The sequence below is a fragment of the Nonomuraea sp. LPB2021202275-12-8 genome (genome assembly GCF_037044575.1).
In the GTDB taxonomy this organism is placed as follows: domain Bacteria; phylum Actinomycetota; class Actinomycetes; order Streptosporangiales; family Streptosporangiaceae; genus Nonomuraea.
This window is the reverse complement of the sequence record NZ_JBAHWD010000045.1, coordinates 24,796-39,916: the sequence shown is the minus strand read 5'-3', so window position 1 is coordinate 39,916 and position 15,121 is coordinate 24,796. Positions and strand designations below refer to the sequence as shown.

19 protein-coding genes are annotated in these 15,121 nt (G+C 68.7%); 7 read left to right on the top strand and 12 right to left on the bottom strand.

The genetic code is table 11. From position 1 onward, the window contains the following. Positions 1-173: 173 nt before the first annotated feature. A complete protein-coding gene (locus tag V5E28_RS43900) occupies positions 174-374 on the top strand; it encodes a hypothetical protein (protein WP_336216067.1) in 201 nt (66 codons plus the stop codon). A gap of 3 nt (positions 375-377) precedes the next feature. On the opposite strand, the gene V5E28_RS43895 is transcribed toward V5E28_RS43900, so the two are convergent. The 6 genes from V5E28_RS43895 to V5E28_RS43870 form a co-directional block, all read right to left on the bottom strand. Further along, complete coding sequence (locus V5E28_RS43895) at positions 378-656, bottom strand: hypothetical protein (protein ID WP_336216066.1); 279 nt, start codon at positions 654-656, stop codon at positions 378-380. 103 nt (positions 657-759) lie between these two features. Next, complete coding sequence (locus V5E28_RS43890) at positions 760-1,383, bottom strand: bifunctional 4-hydroxy-2-oxoglutarate aldolase/2-dehydro-3-deoxy-phosphogluconate aldolase (protein WP_336216064.1); 624 nt, start codon at positions 1,381-1,383, stop codon at positions 760-762. Then, entirely contained in the window at positions 1,380-2,291 is a 912-nt protein-coding gene (locus V5E28_RS43885; protein WP_336216063.1) for a sugar kinase, read from the bottom strand. Before V5E28_RS43885 ends, V5E28_RS43890 begins: the two co-directional genes overlap by 4 nt. Positions 2,292-2,293: 2 nt before the next feature. Next, positions 2,294-3,037, bottom strand: a complete 744-nt coding sequence (locus V5E28_RS43880; protein ID WP_336216061.1) for an NAD-dependent epimerase/dehydratase family protein — start codon at positions 3,035-3,037, stop codon at positions 2,294-2,296. A 122-nt stretch (positions 3,038-3,159) separates the two neighbouring features. After that, complete coding sequence (locus V5E28_RS43875) at positions 3,160-4,179, bottom strand: mandelate racemase/muconate lactonizing enzyme family protein (RefSeq protein WP_336216059.1); 1,020 nt, start codon at positions 4,177-4,179, stop codon at positions 3,160-3,162. Beyond that, positions 4,161-4,370, bottom strand: coding sequence for an SMP-30/gluconolactonase/LRE family protein (locus tag V5E28_RS43870; RefSeq protein WP_336216058.1), 210 nt, complete (start codon positions 4,368-4,370; stop codon positions 4,161-4,163). Before V5E28_RS43870 ends, V5E28_RS43875 begins: the two co-directional genes overlap by 19 nt. 20 nt (positions 4,371-4,390) lie before the next feature. Here V5E28_RS43870 and V5E28_RS43865 point away from each other — a divergent pair, with 20 nt between their 5' ends. Next, positions 4,391-5,512: a family 16 glycosylhydrolase gene (locus V5E28_RS43865; RefSeq protein ID WP_336216097.1), complete on the top strand. Its 1,122-nt coding sequence runs from the start codon at positions 4,391-4,393 to the stop codon at positions 5,510-5,512. Between the two features lie 285 nt (positions 5,513-5,797). Here the strand turns inward: V5E28_RS43865 and V5E28_RS43860 are convergent, their stop codons facing one another. Then, a complete protein-coding gene (locus V5E28_RS43860) occupies positions 5,798-6,790 on the bottom strand; it encodes a threonine ammonia-lyase (protein ID WP_336216057.1) in 993 nt (330 codons plus the stop codon). Between the two features lie 1,060 nt (positions 6,791-7,850). Here V5E28_RS43860 and V5E28_RS43855 point away from each other — a divergent pair. Genes V5E28_RS43855 through V5E28_RS43845 form a run of 3 tightly spaced genes read left to right on the top strand, consistent with a single transcriptional unit; the run spans position 7,851 to position 9,010 of the window. Beyond that, entirely contained in the window at positions 7,851-8,285 is a 435-nt protein-coding gene (locus V5E28_RS43855; protein WP_336216056.1) for an SRPBCC domain-containing protein, read from the top strand. A gap of 22 nt (positions 8,286-8,307) precedes the next feature. Beyond that, entirely contained in the window at positions 8,308-8,640 is a 333-nt protein-coding gene (locus tag V5E28_RS43850; RefSeq protein ID WP_336216055.1) for an ArsR/SmtB family transcription factor, read from the top strand. Beyond that, a complete protein-coding gene (locus tag V5E28_RS43845; protein ID WP_336216054.1) occupies positions 8,627-9,010 on the top strand; it encodes a VOC family protein in 384 nt (127 codons plus the stop codon). The genes V5E28_RS43850 and V5E28_RS43845 overlap by 14 nt, the downstream gene beginning before the upstream one ends. Positions 9,011-9,255: 245 nt before the next feature. Here the strand turns inward: V5E28_RS43845 and V5E28_RS43840 are convergent, their stop codons facing one another. The 4 genes from V5E28_RS43840 to V5E28_RS43825 all read right to left on the bottom strand — a co-directional run bounded on the left by V5E28_RS43840 (position 9,256) and on the right by V5E28_RS43825 (position 12,116). After that, entirely contained in the window at positions 9,256-9,849 is a 594-nt protein-coding gene (locus V5E28_RS43840) for a TetR/AcrR family transcriptional regulator (protein ID WP_336216053.1), read from the bottom strand. A 58-nt stretch (positions 9,850-9,907) separates the two neighbouring features. After that, on the bottom strand, positions 9,908-10,267 hold the full coding sequence (locus tag V5E28_RS43835; protein WP_336216052.1) for a DoxX family protein: 360 nt from the start codon (positions 10,265-10,267) through the stop codon (positions 9,908-9,910). A gap of 232 nt (positions 10,268-10,499) precedes the next feature. Then, positions 10,500-11,003, bottom strand: coding sequence for a nucleotidyltransferase domain-containing protein (locus V5E28_RS43830; RefSeq protein WP_336216050.1), 504 nt, complete (start codon positions 11,001-11,003; stop codon positions 10,500-10,502). Between the two features lie 396 nt (positions 11,004-11,399). Continuing rightward, complete coding sequence (locus V5E28_RS43825; protein ID WP_336216049.1) at positions 11,400-12,116, bottom strand: TetR/AcrR family transcriptional regulator C-terminal domain-containing protein; 717 nt, start codon at positions 12,114-12,116, stop codon at positions 11,400-11,402. A gap of 111 nt (positions 12,117-12,227) precedes the next feature. On the opposite strand from V5E28_RS43825, the gene V5E28_RS43820 reads away from it, so the two are divergent. Both V5E28_RS43820 and V5E28_RS43815 read left to right on the top strand, forming a co-directional pair. Further along, on the top strand, positions 12,228-12,809 hold the full coding sequence (locus V5E28_RS43820; protein WP_336216048.1) for an NADPH-dependent FMN reductase: 582 nt from the start codon (positions 12,228-12,230) through the stop codon (positions 12,807-12,809). Between the two features lie 6 nt (positions 12,810-12,815). Continuing rightward, on the top strand, positions 12,816-14,345 hold the full coding sequence (locus tag V5E28_RS43815; protein WP_336216047.1) for an MDR family MFS transporter: 1,530 nt from the start codon (positions 12,816-12,818) through the stop codon (positions 14,343-14,345). Positions 14,346-14,511: 166 nt separating this feature from the next. Here V5E28_RS43815 and V5E28_RS43810 read toward each other — a convergent pair whose 3' ends face one another. Then, a complete protein-coding gene (locus V5E28_RS43810) occupies positions 14,512-15,108 on the bottom strand; it encodes a TetR/AcrR family transcriptional regulator (protein ID WP_336216046.1) in 597 nt (198 codons plus the stop codon). Positions 15,109-15,121 lie beyond the last annotated feature (13 nt).

Sequence of the window (15,121 nt, the reverse complement as noted above, 5' to 3'; positions counted from 1 at the left end):
CGACAGCGGGAGGAGCGGCACGATGACGGGGTGGCCCCCCGCACCCGACGGGCGGTAAGGAACTGACGCGGCTCTTTGAGTCGGACCAGTGCGACAGGGCGGGGGCGGAGCGGTTCTCGCAGGAGCAGCTCGCCGCGCTGGCCGAGCGCGACGGGCGGCGGCGCGAGCGCGCCATGTACTGGCTGGAGCGCAAGGCCCTGCGCTCCCCCTCCGATCGCTTCCACGCCGCTATGGTCCTCCATCACGGCGCCGAGCCCCGCGACGCGCTGATGGCCCACATGCTCGCGACCGCTGCCGCGTTCGACCGGTACCTGCAGGCCTCGGGACATCCCCAGGTCTTCGGCACGCAGCGGCTAGGCAGCTGGCGTCTTTGAGCCTCACAGGTTGCGGGTTGCTGAGCGGCGAGCAGCGGGTGCAACTACTCGTGGGTGGTTGCTCGGTGGTTGCTCGTACGCGTTCGATCTGCCGTGAAGCGCGAGCTCATCCCGCAGGCCCAGCCCTAAGCAGCAGCGCCAATATAGGAAAAACCACACATAAATGCCGATGGTCAAGAACGCATGGTAGCGGATGACCTCGCTTTTCGCCTTGGCTCGGGTGGTGAAGACGAAGCGATGGAGCCATTCGTTCTTGATCGCGGCGAAGAACGAATCGGCCATAGCGTTGTCGTAGCAACTCAGCGGGTGACCGTGGCGTGTGAGTCTCCAGCCCAGCACGGAAAGACACGTCCACTCACCGGGTCAGTGATTTAGGGAAGGACTCCTAACATGCCTGGATTGCGGCGAGCAGGCGGGCCACTCTTCCGCTCGCCTCCAAGGGGCCGCCCGAGGTCAGCGCCGAGCCCATGCCGCAGGCAACCGCACCCGCCGCGATCCAATGGGGCGCACTGTCCACGCTGATGCCGCCGGTGGGAACGATCGGCGCCTGGGGAAGGGCGGCGCGGACGTCCTTCAGCCACGAGGGTGACCAGCCCGAGGCGGGGAAGAGCTTGAGCGCGTCCGCGCCCAGCTCCAGACCCCGCACGATCTCGGTGGGTGTGGCCACGCCTGGGATCACCGCCACCCCGTGGCGATGACCGGTCCGGATGACGTCGGCGTGCAGGCTGGGCGAGACCAGGAAACGGGCGCCCGCCTCGATCGCGGCTCCCGCGGCAGCCGCGTCGAGGACCGTACCGGCGCCGATCAGCGCGTCGGCGGGGGCGGCGGCCACGATCTCGCGTATCGCCGTGAGCGCGTCAGGGGTGGTCAGCGCCACCTCGACCGTGCGCAGCCCGGCGGCCAGCATGTCGCGCACGGGTTCGACCGCCTGCGCCGGTGTCGCGGTCCTGACGATGCCGATCACCCGCTGTTCGGCGATCTGGCTCATGATCTCCCAGCGATACCTCATCTGTGTACTGCCTCCCCGCCGGTAATGAATCGAGACAACTGCCCGGAGGTGGGCAGCCCTTCGACGTCCGTGACCGATTGGACCACCATGGCCGCCACTGCCGCACCGTGGGTCAGCGCCTGTGAGGGAGCCAGCCCGCACAGCGTCGCCGACAGGAATCCCACGGCGAAGGCGTTGCCCGCCCCGACAGGATCGGTGACGGGGACGTCGAACGCGGCTCGCGTCCAGGTGCCGCTCGCCGTCACAGCGCTGGCCGACTTGTCAGGACTCTTCACCACCACCGTGCCGACGCCGGACTCCAGCAGAAAGGCCACGGACTCGGCCCGCGGCAGGCCGGTCAGGACCTCCAGCTCGTCGGCGCCGCTCAGGAGCAGGTCGGCGTGGCTCAGGAGCGGACCCACGACGCGGCGCGAGCGCACCGCGTCGCCGAGCTTGTAGCGGATGTCGGGGTCGGACGACACGGTGAGGCCCTGCTGCCTGGCCAGGCGCAGCAGCCGTCCCGTCGCCGACGCGGCCTGCTCGGAGAGCATCGGCGTGATGCCCGTCAGGTGCAGCGACCGCGCGCTGGAGAGCACCGCCGATGCCGGCCAGTCCGATGCGAGGTTGGCGGCCGCGGATCCTGCCCTGTGATACATCACGTCGATGGCGCGAGCGGGATGGCTGTCGCGCACCAGCAGGCCGGTGGGACGGCCAGAGTCCACCTCCGCGTGGCTGAGATCGATGCCCTCCGCCCGCAGCTCCGCCAGGACGCTCTCTCCGGCCGGGTCCGCGCCTACCTTGCCCAGCCGGCGCACGGAGTGACCCAGCCTGGCCTTGCCCTCCGCCCCGGCGATCGAGCGGCGAAAGCTCCTGGCCCGAGCACTCACCACCAGCAGCATGGCCTCTCCGCAGGTCACCACTTCTGTCACGATCACTCCTTCACGGCGCACAGGCCGGGCGGGCCGGTCCGCACGATGTGGGCGAACCGCTCGGAGTCGAGCACGGGCTCGTAGCCGAGCTCCTCACGGGCGTTGCCGAGGTCGAACAGGCGGCGCGTATTTGCGGAGACCCCGAAGTAGACGCCGTAGCGCACATCGGCCGCCAGCGCGCCGCGGACCAGCCGCCGCAGGTCGGCAGGTGCGAGCCACTCGGCCAGGTTGCCTGTTGTGGTGGGAGCGGGCATGCACAGGCCCAGCCGCAGGCAGAGGACAGCGGTGCCGCTCGTCGCGGCGGCCGCGTAGCCGTACGCCTCGGCGAAGGCCTTGGTCGCGCCGTAACCGCAGCACGGCCTGGCCGGCCACGACGGTTCGACGATCACCTCGCCCGGCCTGACATGGCCGCCCGCGACGTCGACCGACGTGGCCAGGACCACCTTGGCGACGCCCGCGGTCGTGGCGGCGTCGAGCACGGTGGCCGCCGCGTCGACGTTCGGACCTCGCAGGTCGGCCCACGGGGCGGAGGGCACGGGGTTGGCGGCCAGGTGGATCACCGCATCCATGCCGTCGACCGCGCGCGCCGCGAACACCGGATCGGACAGGTCGCCCGTGACGACCTCGGCAGGACCCCAGCCTGGTGCGGCACGCTTGTCGGTCACCCGCAGGTCCAGTCCCTCTAGCCCGGGGCGGAGCTGGCCGGCCACGTTACCGGCGGCGCCGGTGATCAGCACAGTGGTCACAGACACCTCACCAGTTCGTGAACGATCCGTCGTCTCGCCTGAAGCGCGGCGGCGGCCCCATCCCCACCGGCGCGGCACGCCGAGCGGCGGGCAGATCAACCTCCACGCCAAGACCGGGCAGGTCAGAGGGGGGCCACCGCGCCGTCACCGACGCGCGGGCCCACCAGGACAAGATCCTCCCAGCCGTACGGCTTGGCCTGCTCCTGGAGACTGAGGTTGGGCAGGCTCAGGTTGAGGTGGGCGGAGGCGGCCGTGCAGACAGGGCCGAGCGGGTTGTGGGTGGCCACCTGGATGTGGTGGGCCTCGCACATGGCCGCGATCTTGCGGCCCTCGGTGAGACCGGTGTTGGCCAGGTCGATGCGCGCGTGGTCAACAAGGTCGCCCTCGATCAGCGGCCTGAACTCCCACTTACTGGTGAGCTGCTCCCCGGCCGCCAGCGGCACGCCGGTGCGCCCCCGCAACATCCGGTAGGACTCGAGGGCCTCGGCTCGCAGCGATTCCTCCACGAAGTACGGCCGCGCCGCCTCGACCTCGCGGCAGAACCAGAGCGCGTCGGCGGGATCAAGCCTGGTGTGCACGTCGACCAGGAGCTCGACATCGTCGCCGAGCGCCTCGCGAAGCCCGTGCAGCACCGTGAGGGTGCGCCGGACCGCGCGCCTGGGCTCGAACACCTCGCCAGGCCGGTCGTCCAGGCCGATGCGCAGGTGAGTCCAGCCGCGCTCGATCAGCCCGCGCGCGTTGTCGACCAGCTCGCGCAGCTCCTCGCCGGGAAGATGGACGTAGGCGGGCACGTGATCGCGCGACCTGCCGCCCAGCAGGTCGTACAGCGGCACCCCGAGCGCCTTGCCGCGCAGGTCCCACAGTGCGATGTCCACGGCCGCGACGGCCGCCCCGACGTCGGAGCCCGCAGGGAAGAAACCGCCGCGGTGCATGAGCTGCCACAGGTGCTCGATGCGGGTGGCGTCCTGCCCGACGACCAGGGCAGCCAGGTCGCGCAGCGCCCCGCGAACCGTCTCTGGCCGAGATCGCATGCCGACCTCGCCGAGTCCGTGCAGCCCTTCGTCGGTGTGCACGACAACGAGGAAGAAGGATCCGAAGGGCAGTGGTTCGATCTCATTGATCCTCAAGGCGTGCCCGCCCACGTGGCGGCGGCTGGGCCGCTGACTCCAACGTCGACCGCGTACACCCTGCCGCTGCCCTCTGGCGCGGGATCCAGGCCCAGCCACGCAGTGGTGATCAGCAGCGTGCTGCCCGCGAAGCAGACCGCGGTCGGGCGCGGGACCGGCAACTCGACGGTGGCGAGCAGCCGCCCGTCGGGCGCGTAACGGTGCACGGCGCACCTACGCCGTCCGGCTGCGCCAGGGCGAGCCGGTCAACCCGCCGCCACGCAACGGCCCCGACCTCGGCGGCTACCGGCTAGCCTTCGCCGATGAGTTCACCAAGCCCATCGATTGGGCGAACGGCCCGTGGGACCCGCGCACCGACGTCAGGGGCAACAGCTCCCAGCGGGCGGCCAATGTCCGCTTCGACCCCAACCTGGGCGCTGCCGTCATCGACCTGAAGTCAGAGACCGACCGTGGCAAGCTCTTCACCGGCGGCGGCCTGGTCTCCAAGAGCCTCATGCGCTACGGCTACTACGAGACCCGCGTCCGGATCAACGAGGGACCAGGCTGGCACCCTGCCTTCTGGTCCATGTGCGGCGGCGCCGACGGTGTCCACCGATGTCAGCTCGCCGAGATCGACGGCTTCGAGATCGACTCGCTCAACCCCGGCCGGGTGATCCATAACGTCTTCGACCACCGCGCCCCGCGACGGCAGGTGACCAGCGGCTGGTACGACGTGGGCAGCGACCTGTCCCAAGGCTGGCACGTCTTCGGCTACGAGTACGACGAGGCGGGCGTCAGGTTCTTCGTCGACGGCAAGCAGCGCTCCTACCTGGCCTACCCGGCCGGTCCCTTCGTCCACGACTCGATGAAGGTGTGGCTCACGGCGGTCGCCTACAACGACTACCCCGACGTCGACCAACTCCCCGCGACGGTCGCCTTCGACTACTTCCGCTTCTACGAGAAGGATTCCTACGGCGACAACGACAACCCCACCGGGTACACCGAGAGCGGCCCAGGCTGGGCGAAGTCATCTCTGCCCGGCTTCGGCGCGCTGACCTCGCGGCACTCCTGCGACCTTGGAGCCTCCGCGAGCTGGAAGGTGAAGGTGCAGGCCGCAGGCCGCTACGAGGCCTTCATCTACCGGACGGGCGCGGAGGGCGGAAACGTCCAGTCGCGGGCGAGGCTCGCCCGCGATGGAGCGCAAGTGGCCGAACGCCGAATCGACTTCAGCGCCCCTGGCGCCGACTGGGTCCTGCTCGGCCAGACCGACGCCTCAGCGGGGCAGGAGTTCACCTTCGACCTCGCGCGCGACGGCGCGGGCTGCATCCGCGCCGACGCCGTCAAACTCGTGCGCACCGGGACCGGCTGACGGGCGGATCCACATCCCGCCATGATCAACTACTCGGCCGATGATCCGGGGAACTGAGGAACCCCAGGTTGGACACGGGTGAGAGGGAGTGTTCAGCGACACTCTGGATCGGTGATCGAGATGGGGGTGGCGCGCAGTGGAGCAGAAGCTCACGTCGACAGGACTGCACGGTCGCCAACTTCCGCCACCCCCGACATCCCGTCAGGCGTGTGGTTCGACGGCTACGCGCCGCCCCATACCCGCCGCGGCCGGCCGATCGAGCGCCCTGGGCCACGTGGGCAACGGTCAAGGTTTGTGGATGGGCGCCGCACCGATCCAGCGGTGATAGGCGTTCATGTCGACGTTGCTGCCGCACACGATGGTGACCACGTGGCGGCCGGCGAAACGGTCGCGGTCTTCGATGACGGCCGCGATGCCGAGCGCGGCCGACGGTTCGACGACGAGGCCGGCGTGGTCGAGGAGCAGCCGCATCCCGGCCATGATCGACGCCTCCTGGACCAGGACGGCGTCGTCGGCGACCAGCAGGAGGTCGTCCAGGACGGCCGGGATCGGGAACCGGCCGGCGACGCCATCAGCGATGGTGTCGGTCGAATCGGTGGTGACGACGCGTCGCCGCCGCCACGAGTGGGTCATCGCCGGTGCGCCCAGCGGCTGGACGCAGATCACCTCGACGCCGGGCGCCAGGGCCTTGATCACATGACCGACACCGGTGGCCATCGCCCCGCCGCCGAGAGCGATGAGGACGGCGTCGAACGACGGCACGGTGTCACCCTGGCTGTCCGCCAGTTCCAGGCCGATGGTCGCCGCGCCCTCGCAGGTCTCGATGTCCAGGCTGTCTTCGACCAGCCGGACGCCGTCGTGCCGCGCGATGGCCGCCGCCCGTTCGCGAGCCATCTCGAAGTCGCCGTCCACCAACTCCAGCCTGGCGTCCAGCGCGCGGATGCGATCGAGCTTGGCCGTCGGCGCGTGTCGGGATGCCACGACGGTGACGTCGAGCCCCCGGCCGCGACCGGACCAGGCCAGGGCCTGGCCGAGGTTGCCCGCGCTGGCGCACACCACGGCTCGCGAGCCGCTGTCGGCGAGGAGGCTCGCGACGAGCTCGGTGCCACGGGCCTTGAAGCTGCGGACCGGGTTCGCCGTTTCGAGCTTGATGCTCACCATGCACCCGAGGCCGGGCTCCAGCGCCTCGCAGCGATACAGCGGGGTGTCGAGAAAGATCGGGTCGATGATCCGGCGACCCGCCTGGATCCGAGCTATGTCGAGGCGCGTTTCCTGCACGACGGAGCAGCGTAGCCCGGTTGGTTCCGGGCTGAGCAATCGACCCCAGCCGCCAGCGCGGGCTTGCCGGCAATGTCCAGCTCACCGTCCACCGTGACCACCGTGCGTGCTCAATCGCTGAACATGCACGCTTACTGTGCCTGTCACCGCGCCACATACACATCGCGGGAATGCTGCGTCGCTTCCCAGTCTTGCCCTGGCCGATCCGTACGAGCAGGTGAACCTCCGCGTCTTCAGCTCGTGTACGGCTTGCACACGCTGCGGGTGACCTGGTGAGCGGACAGCCGCCGAGAGCCGACACCTCACCCACCCGGCATCCGACCACCAAGGAGTGATCCCCATGCCAACGCCGACCAAGCTGCCCTCTTCTGCTCATGCGGAGCGAGCCGTGCGTCACCGGTTCTTCGGCCCGATGAAGGCGAGCAGGTGTTCCTGACCGCCGCGCTCCTGGTGTGGCGGGCGGGCCACGGATCGGCGCGGTACCTGGCCGTCAGTGCGCTCCTGTTGGTGCTGATCGGATTCTCGATCGCGTGGCGGTCCCCTGCAGCGGCACCGCCCGTGGCGCTAAGGCTGCCTTCGGCGGCCCGCTAACGCCACTGGCCGTTCGGTTGCTGTTCAACCGCCGTTTCGACCTGCCGCTGGGCCAAGACGGTCTGGGTGTCGCGGGTGGCGGCCAGCAGGTGGGTCGTGGTGCCTTCGGGGTACGGCTGCCGCGCAAGGTCTTGCCGTCCACGGCCGATGAGCGGGGTACGGTCGTCGAGCTCGCGTAGGTCCTACCACCGAGAACGCTCCGCCCCCTGGGGTCAGATGGAGCGCCCGCAGGCGAAACCGAGGACAACGATCTTGCCCCGGGACGAGGAACGGCCATCGTCATCGCGTCGAGGAGAGAACAACGCACGGTATGACCTGGACAAGCGGCGGCCTGCACCAGCCCTGCGGATCTGGTGAGTGAGAGAACCAGTGCCCCGATCATGCCGCAGCCCGAGAGCTTGCGGGCGACTATCGCTACCTTTATGTTGCTATATTAATGGCAACACAAAGGTTGCGAAGGAGGGTGGGCATGGTTTCAGGCACGATCGAACGTGAGGTGGTGCTGCGGCACCCCATTGAGCGGGTGTGGGCCGCCCTGATCACCGCCGAAGAGCTCTCGCGGTGGTTCGGCTCGGTAGCTGAGATAGATCTGCGGCCCGGCGGGCGAGCGTACTTCCGCTGGGAGGACCTCGGCCAGGAATCCGTCGCCACGATCACGGTGGTCGACCCACCACACCGTTTCGCGTTCAGGTGGGGAATCGAGGGCCTGCCGGGGAACGACGCACCCCAGACGGTTGTGGAGTTCACTCTGGAGCAAGTACCGGACGGCACCCGGCTGCGCCTCGTGGAGAGCGGGTTCGCCCAAGCCGCGGACGACGTGGCCCGGTCCGCCCACAAGGCCAATAGCCAGGGATGGGACGCAGAGCTCGTCGACCTGGGGGCCTACCTCGATGCGGCCGCGTGATTCAGAGGGGCAGGCCGTCGCGGTGTTCACGGCGCTCACGGATCCGACGCGGCGGGCGCTGCTGGAGGAGCTCGGCCGCGCCGGGCCGGCAACCGTCACTGATCTGGCGCGACGGTTGCCGGTCAGCCGTCAGGCGGTGGCCAAGCACCTCGGCCAGCTCGCCGAAACGGGCCTGATCAGCTCCGCCGAACCGGCCGGCCGTCGCCATCCCTACCGGTTGGAACCAGCCCCCATTCGCGCGGCGCAGGTGTGGCTGGCCATGCTCGCCAACAGGTGGGATGAGCGGCTGACCGCTCTGGAACTCGCACTGGACGCCACCGACACGAAGGAGTCGCACAACAATGAACAAGCCTGAATTCACCGCCGGCCTGAACATCGCCATGAAGATCCCCAAGGCACAGTACGAGGCCACCGTGGCCTTCTACCGCGACACCCTGGGCTTCGAGGTCAACGAGGATGACGTCTTCTACGCGCCGACCGTCTCGAGAACTCATTCGGTGCGGTTCGGTCCCAATACGCTGTGGCTCGACTGTGTCGACAACTACAGTCAGCCCGACCTGTGGCTGCAGCTCCACACCGATGACCTGGACGCGGCGACGGGCAAGCTGGCCGACATCGGCATCCGCCCGTGTGACGAGATAGAACCGCTGGAGAACCTCGATTCCAGAACCCATTGGATCAAGAACCCGGCCGGTGTCGTACATTTGCTCGCAGAGTCCGGCTGATCCTTGTTTCCCAGCGAGGCGTCCGGGCGGCGACCACCGCACGAGACGTGAAGTGATCGGCGCCGGAGAGGGCAGGACCGATGACGACGGTGCCGTGGTCACACTGGCACCCGCTCGGGAGTGACGGGGATGACCGGGTTTACGGCTCCGGCGGGACCAGGGCGGAACATCGTCAAGCCCGTGGCGCCTCCCACCAGCCGAGAACGCTTCAGCCTGACCAGCGCCCATGCTCCTTCATGGCCAGGTCACCGTGGTGACGTCGCGCCATCCCGTGTCTGGCCGGCGCTATCCGGCACGAGTGGTAGGAGGATTTCATAGAGGTCGCGAAGCTGGTCAGCGTCGACGGGGGGAAAGACGACAGTTGCTCCAACCGCGAGCAGGTAGGGCAACAGGGCCGCCGTCCGAGCCTCCTCGTCGGTGGCGACGGCTGATCGCCACACCCGCTGGAGTGCGGACAGTCTGGCCTCGTCAAGGCGGGTCTGCACGGCACGCACATCCGCATCCCATGTCGCCCACGCCCGCACTGCGATATCGAGTTCTGGACGATAGAGTCCTGTGTCGCCAGGGCGGACGAGTTTCGTCAGCCGTGCGAGGATCACCCGGGCACCAGCCGATTCGCCGACGTCGGCAATTGCATTTTCGAGCTTTTCGATCGATAGGCGCTCGAAATGGGCGAGAAGTGCTTTCTTGTATCCCTCGGCGCCATCGAAGTGATGGTGGAACGACCCTTTCGACAGGTTGAGTCGAGCAGCGATCCGGTCGATTCGAATCCCTGCTGCGCCTTCTTCTGCGAGTACCTTCAAGGCTTCGTTCAGCCACCGGTCTCGTGCCGTGCTCATCCAGCAAACGTACCACTAGGTATGGAGGGGTCCGCACTCGCCGAGGCACGAGCGAGCTTCATGCCATGAAGCTGTAGACGCCGACTGCGATGCAGATCAGCAGCATGGCGGTGGCGTTGAGGAAGAGGTTGCGGCCGAAGTCTCGAGCCGCGATGTGCATCGCGATGGCGACCATGAAGTAGAGGACGAGTGCAGCACAGGTCACGGCACCGAGATACGGCAGCCAGATGCCCAGGATCAGACCGGCCGCGGCGGCGAACTTCAGCGGTGGCATGATCCACCAGTAACGTCGCGGCCAGTTCACGTCTTCGAAGCACTGGGCGATGAACGAAACGGGCTTGATGCACATGACGGCGTCACCGGCCTGGATGATCGCTAGGACGACAACCGGCCAAACCGGATCGGGCAATGCTGACACGTCTCTCCCCAGGCAGTGGATCGATCACGATGAACTCGTTCCGTACTATACCGTATAGTATGGTCCTGGCCTTGCCGGAGCCGGCGTGGGCGGTCTTGTCCTCAGCGTGTGGGCAGCGCGGGCGCGACATGACGGGTGCTGGAATCGTCATCGACTACATGTGCGACTGGGTCAGCCCCGCATGGTTGCTACGGGTTCGCATTGAGTAAGCAAGGCGAACGCATGCCAGGCCTCAGAAGTGAGTCTCGATCCCGAACGTCTCGCGCAACCGTGCCATGTCGTGCAGGTCGCGCTCCCTGGGGCGGTAGCCCTGGTGGAAGCTCACCTGCTGGGCGGCTGACAGGCAGTGCACCGAGACGCCCTCGATCATGCCGGTGACGAAGGCGGCGGCCGGGTAGGTGAAGACGCCGCCCCGGTCGTCGGCGGGCTGGGTCGCCGAGCCGTCCGGGGCGAACCGCAGCGGATGCAGGTCGATCTCGCCCGGGCCGGCCATGACGAAGCGGGCGGGGCGGCCCGGCACGACGCCTTCGACCTCGGCGTAGCCGGCCGCCTCCAGGGTGGCGATCACCACCGGCTCCTGCTCGGCGCGGTGCATCAGGTCGAGGTCGTGGTGCTCCCTGGTGACGCGGCCGACGAGCGCGTCGATGCCCCAGCCGCCGCCGATCCAGACCTCGCACCCCGCCTCGCGCAGCGCCCGCACCACCCGCACGACCCTTGCCGCCTCGAACATCATCATCCCCGCACGATCCCGACCGCCCCGAACGTCTTCATCTCCGCGTGACCCTTTCCGCCCGCCTGGCACACGGGCCACATGATTTGACTCTTATGGGACAGCCCACCATGGGCTACTCGGGCACGCCCGCGGATTTCACCATTGATCCTGCTGGATGGCGTCGATATGCACCTGGCCGAGATGCGGAACACTCGGCTGCCCGGGGCATGCCGCACGATGACCTCGCGGCCGCTCGCGACGATCAGTTCGGGGATGAACGGATCATGACGACGCGGCCGTTCTCCTGCGCGTACGAGCCATGAAATCGCGATCACCTGACGATCGCCTGCACCGACGGCGCGGGGTTCGGAGAAGATGGTGGGGCCGGTGGTGATGTCGGATTCGTCGGCGAGGAGCTCCTCAGATGCCCAGGCGGGTGGCGAAGCCGTCGAGGAGGCAGTCCAGGCCGGTATCGAACTGCCATGAAGTGTCGTCCTTGCGGGTAGCGGTGCGCAGGTAGTGCTGGAAGATGGGATAGCGGCCGGTCTGCATGTGCCACATCATCAGCGGGGCGAGCTCGGTGCGCAGTTCGTGAGCGTCGGACAGGCTCTGCTCGCTTATGAGAGCGCTGACGGCGCTCTCATAACTCATGGCGCCGTGCACGTAAGCGTCCACCGCGCGGAAGACGCTCATCATGGTGTCGGCGTCCAGGTCCAGGCGGTCGAGCGCGGCCAGGGCCTGCTCGGCCACGGTCATCCGGTTGGGTGTGAGGGAGAGCTTGGCCTGCGGGGACAGCTGGGCCAGCCATCGGTGCTGGAGCATCAGCTCGCGAGTCCGTACGGCGAGCGTGCGCAGGCTCTGTCGCCAGTCGAGGCCCGGGGGCAGGCGCAGATCGGCGTAGACGTGATCGACCATGAGCTCCAGCAGGTCGTCCTTGCCGGACACGTAGCGGTAGGGCGCCATGGGAGCGACGCCCAGCTCGGTGGCCAGGCGGCGCATGGTGACGGCCTCCAGGCCCTCGGCGTCGGCGATCGCGACAGCCGTGGTGGCGATGCGCTGCGGCGACAACGTCTGGCGGGGGGCCGGCGAAGGACGTTCCAACCGCTCCCATAGAGATTCGCCCTTGTCGGTGGCCATATCGCAGGTCCCTTCCTCGCGCTCCAGTACAACGTATCAAGAGTAGACGCCGTACACTGTGGTGTGTACGTTGTATCGCGACAGATACGTCGTACACATCGAAGGGGCATCATGCTCAACATCGCGGTCATTCTCGGCAGCACCCGTGACGGACGTTTCGGTCCCGCCGTGGCGAACTGGGTCATGGACCACCTGGACCAGCGCGGAGACATGAGCGCCGACCTGATCGACCTGATCGAGACCCCGCTGCCGACCGTCTTCCCGGTGCTCGGGCAGCCGCCCGCCACTCAGGAGGCCCAGGATCTGCTGGCGGCCGTGTCACCGCGCATGGCGGCAGCCGACGCCTTCGTCATCGTGACCCCTGAGTACAACCACAGCTTCCCGGCGGCGCTGAAGAACGCCATCGACTGGCACTCCACCGAGTGGCACGCCAAGCCCGTGGCGTTCGTCTCCTACGGCGCCTTCTCCGCCGGACTGCGCGCCGTCGAGCAACTGCGGCTCGTCCTGGCCGAACTGCATGCCGTCACCATCCGCGACAGCGTCGGCCTGCAACACCCCTGGGCGCAGTTCGACGGCGACGGCAAGGCCGTGGAACCCGCAGCCGACGACGCCGCCAAGGTCATGCTGGATCGGCTCGCCTGGTGGGCGCACTCGCTGCGCGAGGCCAGGACCGTCCGCCCCTATGCCGCCTGAACTGCCATGACTCGTCTTGGTGTTCTCGGACTGCTCATCGGCATGTTCCTGGCCATGCTCGACGGCCTGATCGTGGGCACCGCGCTGCCCACGATCGCCGGCGAGCTCGGCGGCCTGGACCTGCTGCCCTGGGTGGTGACCGCGTACATGCTCGCCGGCGCGGCCACCACCCCCATCTGGGGCAAGCTCGGCGACCTGTTCGGCCGCAAGGCCACCTTCATCACCTCCATCACGTTCTTCCTGGCCGGGTCCGCGCTCTGCGGCCTGACCCAGGACATGGCCCAGCTCATCGCCTTCCGCGCCGTGCAGGGACTCGGCGCGGGCGGGCTCATGGTCGGCGCGCTGGCCATCATCGGCGTCCTGGTCCCGCCACGCGAGAGCGGCCGGCTGCAGTCGATGATCGGCGTCATCATGCCGGTCGCCTACGTCGGCGGGCCGCTGCTGGGCGGCCTGCTCACCGACTACCTCAGCTGGCGCTGGACGTTCTACGTCAACCTGCCCCTCGGCGCCCTCGCCCTGCTGCTCATCGTCACCCGCATCCACCTGCCACCCGCCGAGCGTCACCGCCCCCGTATCGACTACGCCGGAGCGGCCCTGCTGACCATCGCCATCGTGGCCCTGACCCTGCTGGCGGGTGGGATCTCATGGACCCTCGGCGCGATCGGGCTGCTCGCCCTGGCCGCCTTCGTGGCCGTGGAACGCCGTACGGCGGAGCCGATCATCCCGCCCCGACTGTTCGCCGACCGCAACTTCACCCTCGCCCAGGTCCTCAGCTTTCTGGTGGGCGCGGTGATGCTCACCGTGACCAACTACCTGCCGCAGTACATGCAGCTCGTCCAAGGATCCTCCCCGGCGGCCAGCGGCATGCTGCTGCTCCCGCTGATGTTCGGCATGCTCGGCGCCCAACTGGTCACCGGCCGCCTCATCAGCGCGAACGGCCGCTACCGGGTCTATCCCATCCTGGGTGGAGCCCTCATGATCGCGGGTGCGCTGGCCCTGTTCCGGCTCGACGCCGACACCCCCGCCGCCCTCGCCTCGGCACTCACCCTCCTCATAGGGGCGGGGATGGGCCTGTTGATGCAGAGCACCACCCTGATCACCATGAACAGCGCCGATCCGCGCGACATGGGAGCCGCCAGCGGCACGCTCACCCTGCTGCGCACCATCGGCGGATCGGTGGGCATCGCCCTGCTGGGCACCCTGTACGCCACTCGCATGCACACTGACCTGGCCGCCCACCTGGGGTCGGCCACGGCCGGCCGGCTGACCGGAGGAGGCGAGCTCACGCCCGTCCTCCTGCCGAGCCTGCCTGCCCAGGCGGCCGACGCCGTCCGGCTGGCCGTCACCGGCGGCCTGCACGTCATCCTCATCGGCGCCACCGTACTCTCCGTGATCGCCTTCGCCGTCTCCTGGCTCATCCGCGAGATCCCCCTTCGCACCGACACCACGCCACAGACCAACCCCCCGATGCCTTCCGAGCGCGACCCGTCCGACGAAGTGGAAGGGCGCTCACACGGGAGAAGAACATGCGCGTGATGATTCGTTACAAGTTTCCCTGGAATGCGTTCGGGCCCCGCCGCGAAGCTGGGAGCCCGTACCAACACACGCGGACAGGTAGACAGGCTCTGGATCAAAGCCTGTGGCGACAGAACGTGACGGCACTCGGGGGTCCAGGTCGACGGGGCTGGTGCTGGGCTGGCGCTCAGGTGCGGACGGCCTGCGGCGACGGGTCGCCGGTGAGGGCGGCGGTCACGGCGCCGATCAGGTGCTCCTCGACGTCGCCGGCGCGCCTGCCCCGGTCGGCCGTCAGCTGCTCCCAGACGGAGACCGAGGTCATCGCCCACGCCAGGTCGGCGGCGACGTCCACGGCCAGACCGGGCCGCAGCCGTCCGGCGGCTGCCAGGCGGCGGACGGCGGTGAGGAACCCCTCGTGGAGCTCGCCCATCCGGTCGTTCCAGGCCGCGGCGGCGTCAGGGTCGTCGCGGCGCGAGGCCAGCAGCACCGAGGCCACCGGATGGATCGTCGCCGCGTAGCGCAGCCAGACGCGTAGGAAGGCGCCGAACGCCTCGACGGGTTCCTCCCTGGTCAGCGCCTTCTCGCAGCGCGTGCGGATCCCGTCCTGCTCGTCCATGTCCCGCACGACGGCCACGAGCAGGCTGGCCCGGGAGCCGAAATGGAGGTAGAGCGCCTGCCGGGAGATCCCTGCCGCGCGGGCCACGTCGGCCATCGAGGCCCGTGGGCCCTGCTCGGTGATGAGCCGCCGGGCGGTTTCCAGGATGCGCGATCGCGTGCTTGACACGTGTCAAGCGTAG

Bases quoted from the DNA above. Each gene is read 5' to 3' on its own strand.
- V5E28_RS43900 (WP_336216067.1), top strand. From the start codon at position 174: ATGTACTGGCTGGAGCGCAAGGCCCTGCGCTCCCCCTCCGATCGCTTC.
- V5E28_RS43895 (WP_336216066.1), bottom strand. From the start codon at position 656: ATGGCCGATTCGTTCTTCGCCGCGATCAAGAACGAATGGCTCCATCGC.
- V5E28_RS43890 (WP_336216064.1), bottom strand. From the start codon at position 1,383: ATGAGGTATCGCTGGGAGATCATGAGCCAGATCGCCGAACAGCGGGTG.
- V5E28_RS43855 (WP_336216056.1), top strand. From the start codon at position 7,851: ATGGTTTCAGGCACGATCGAACGTGAGGTGGTGCTGCGGCACCCCATT.
- V5E28_RS43845 (WP_336216054.1), top strand. From the start codon at position 8,627: ATGAACAAGCCTGAATTCACCGCCGGCCTGAACATCGCCATGAAGATC.
- V5E28_RS43840 (WP_336216053.1), bottom strand. From the start codon at position 9,849: ATGAGCACGGCACGAGACCGGTGGCTGAACGAAGCCTTGAAGGTACTC.
- V5E28_RS43830 (WP_336216050.1), bottom strand. From the start codon at position 11,003: ATGATGATGTTCGAGGCGGCAAGGGTCGTGCGGGTGGTGCGGGCGCTG.
- V5E28_RS43825 (WP_336216049.1), bottom strand. From the start codon at position 12,116: ATGGCCACCGACAAGGGCGAATCTCTATGGGAGCGGTTGGAACGTCCT.
- V5E28_RS43820 (WP_336216048.1), top strand. From the start codon at position 12,228: ATGCTCAACATCGCGGTCATTCTCGGCAGCACCCGTGACGGACGTTTC.
- V5E28_RS43815 (WP_336216047.1), top strand. From the start codon at position 12,816: ATGACTCGTCTTGGTGTTCTCGGACTGCTCATCGGCATGTTCCTGGCC.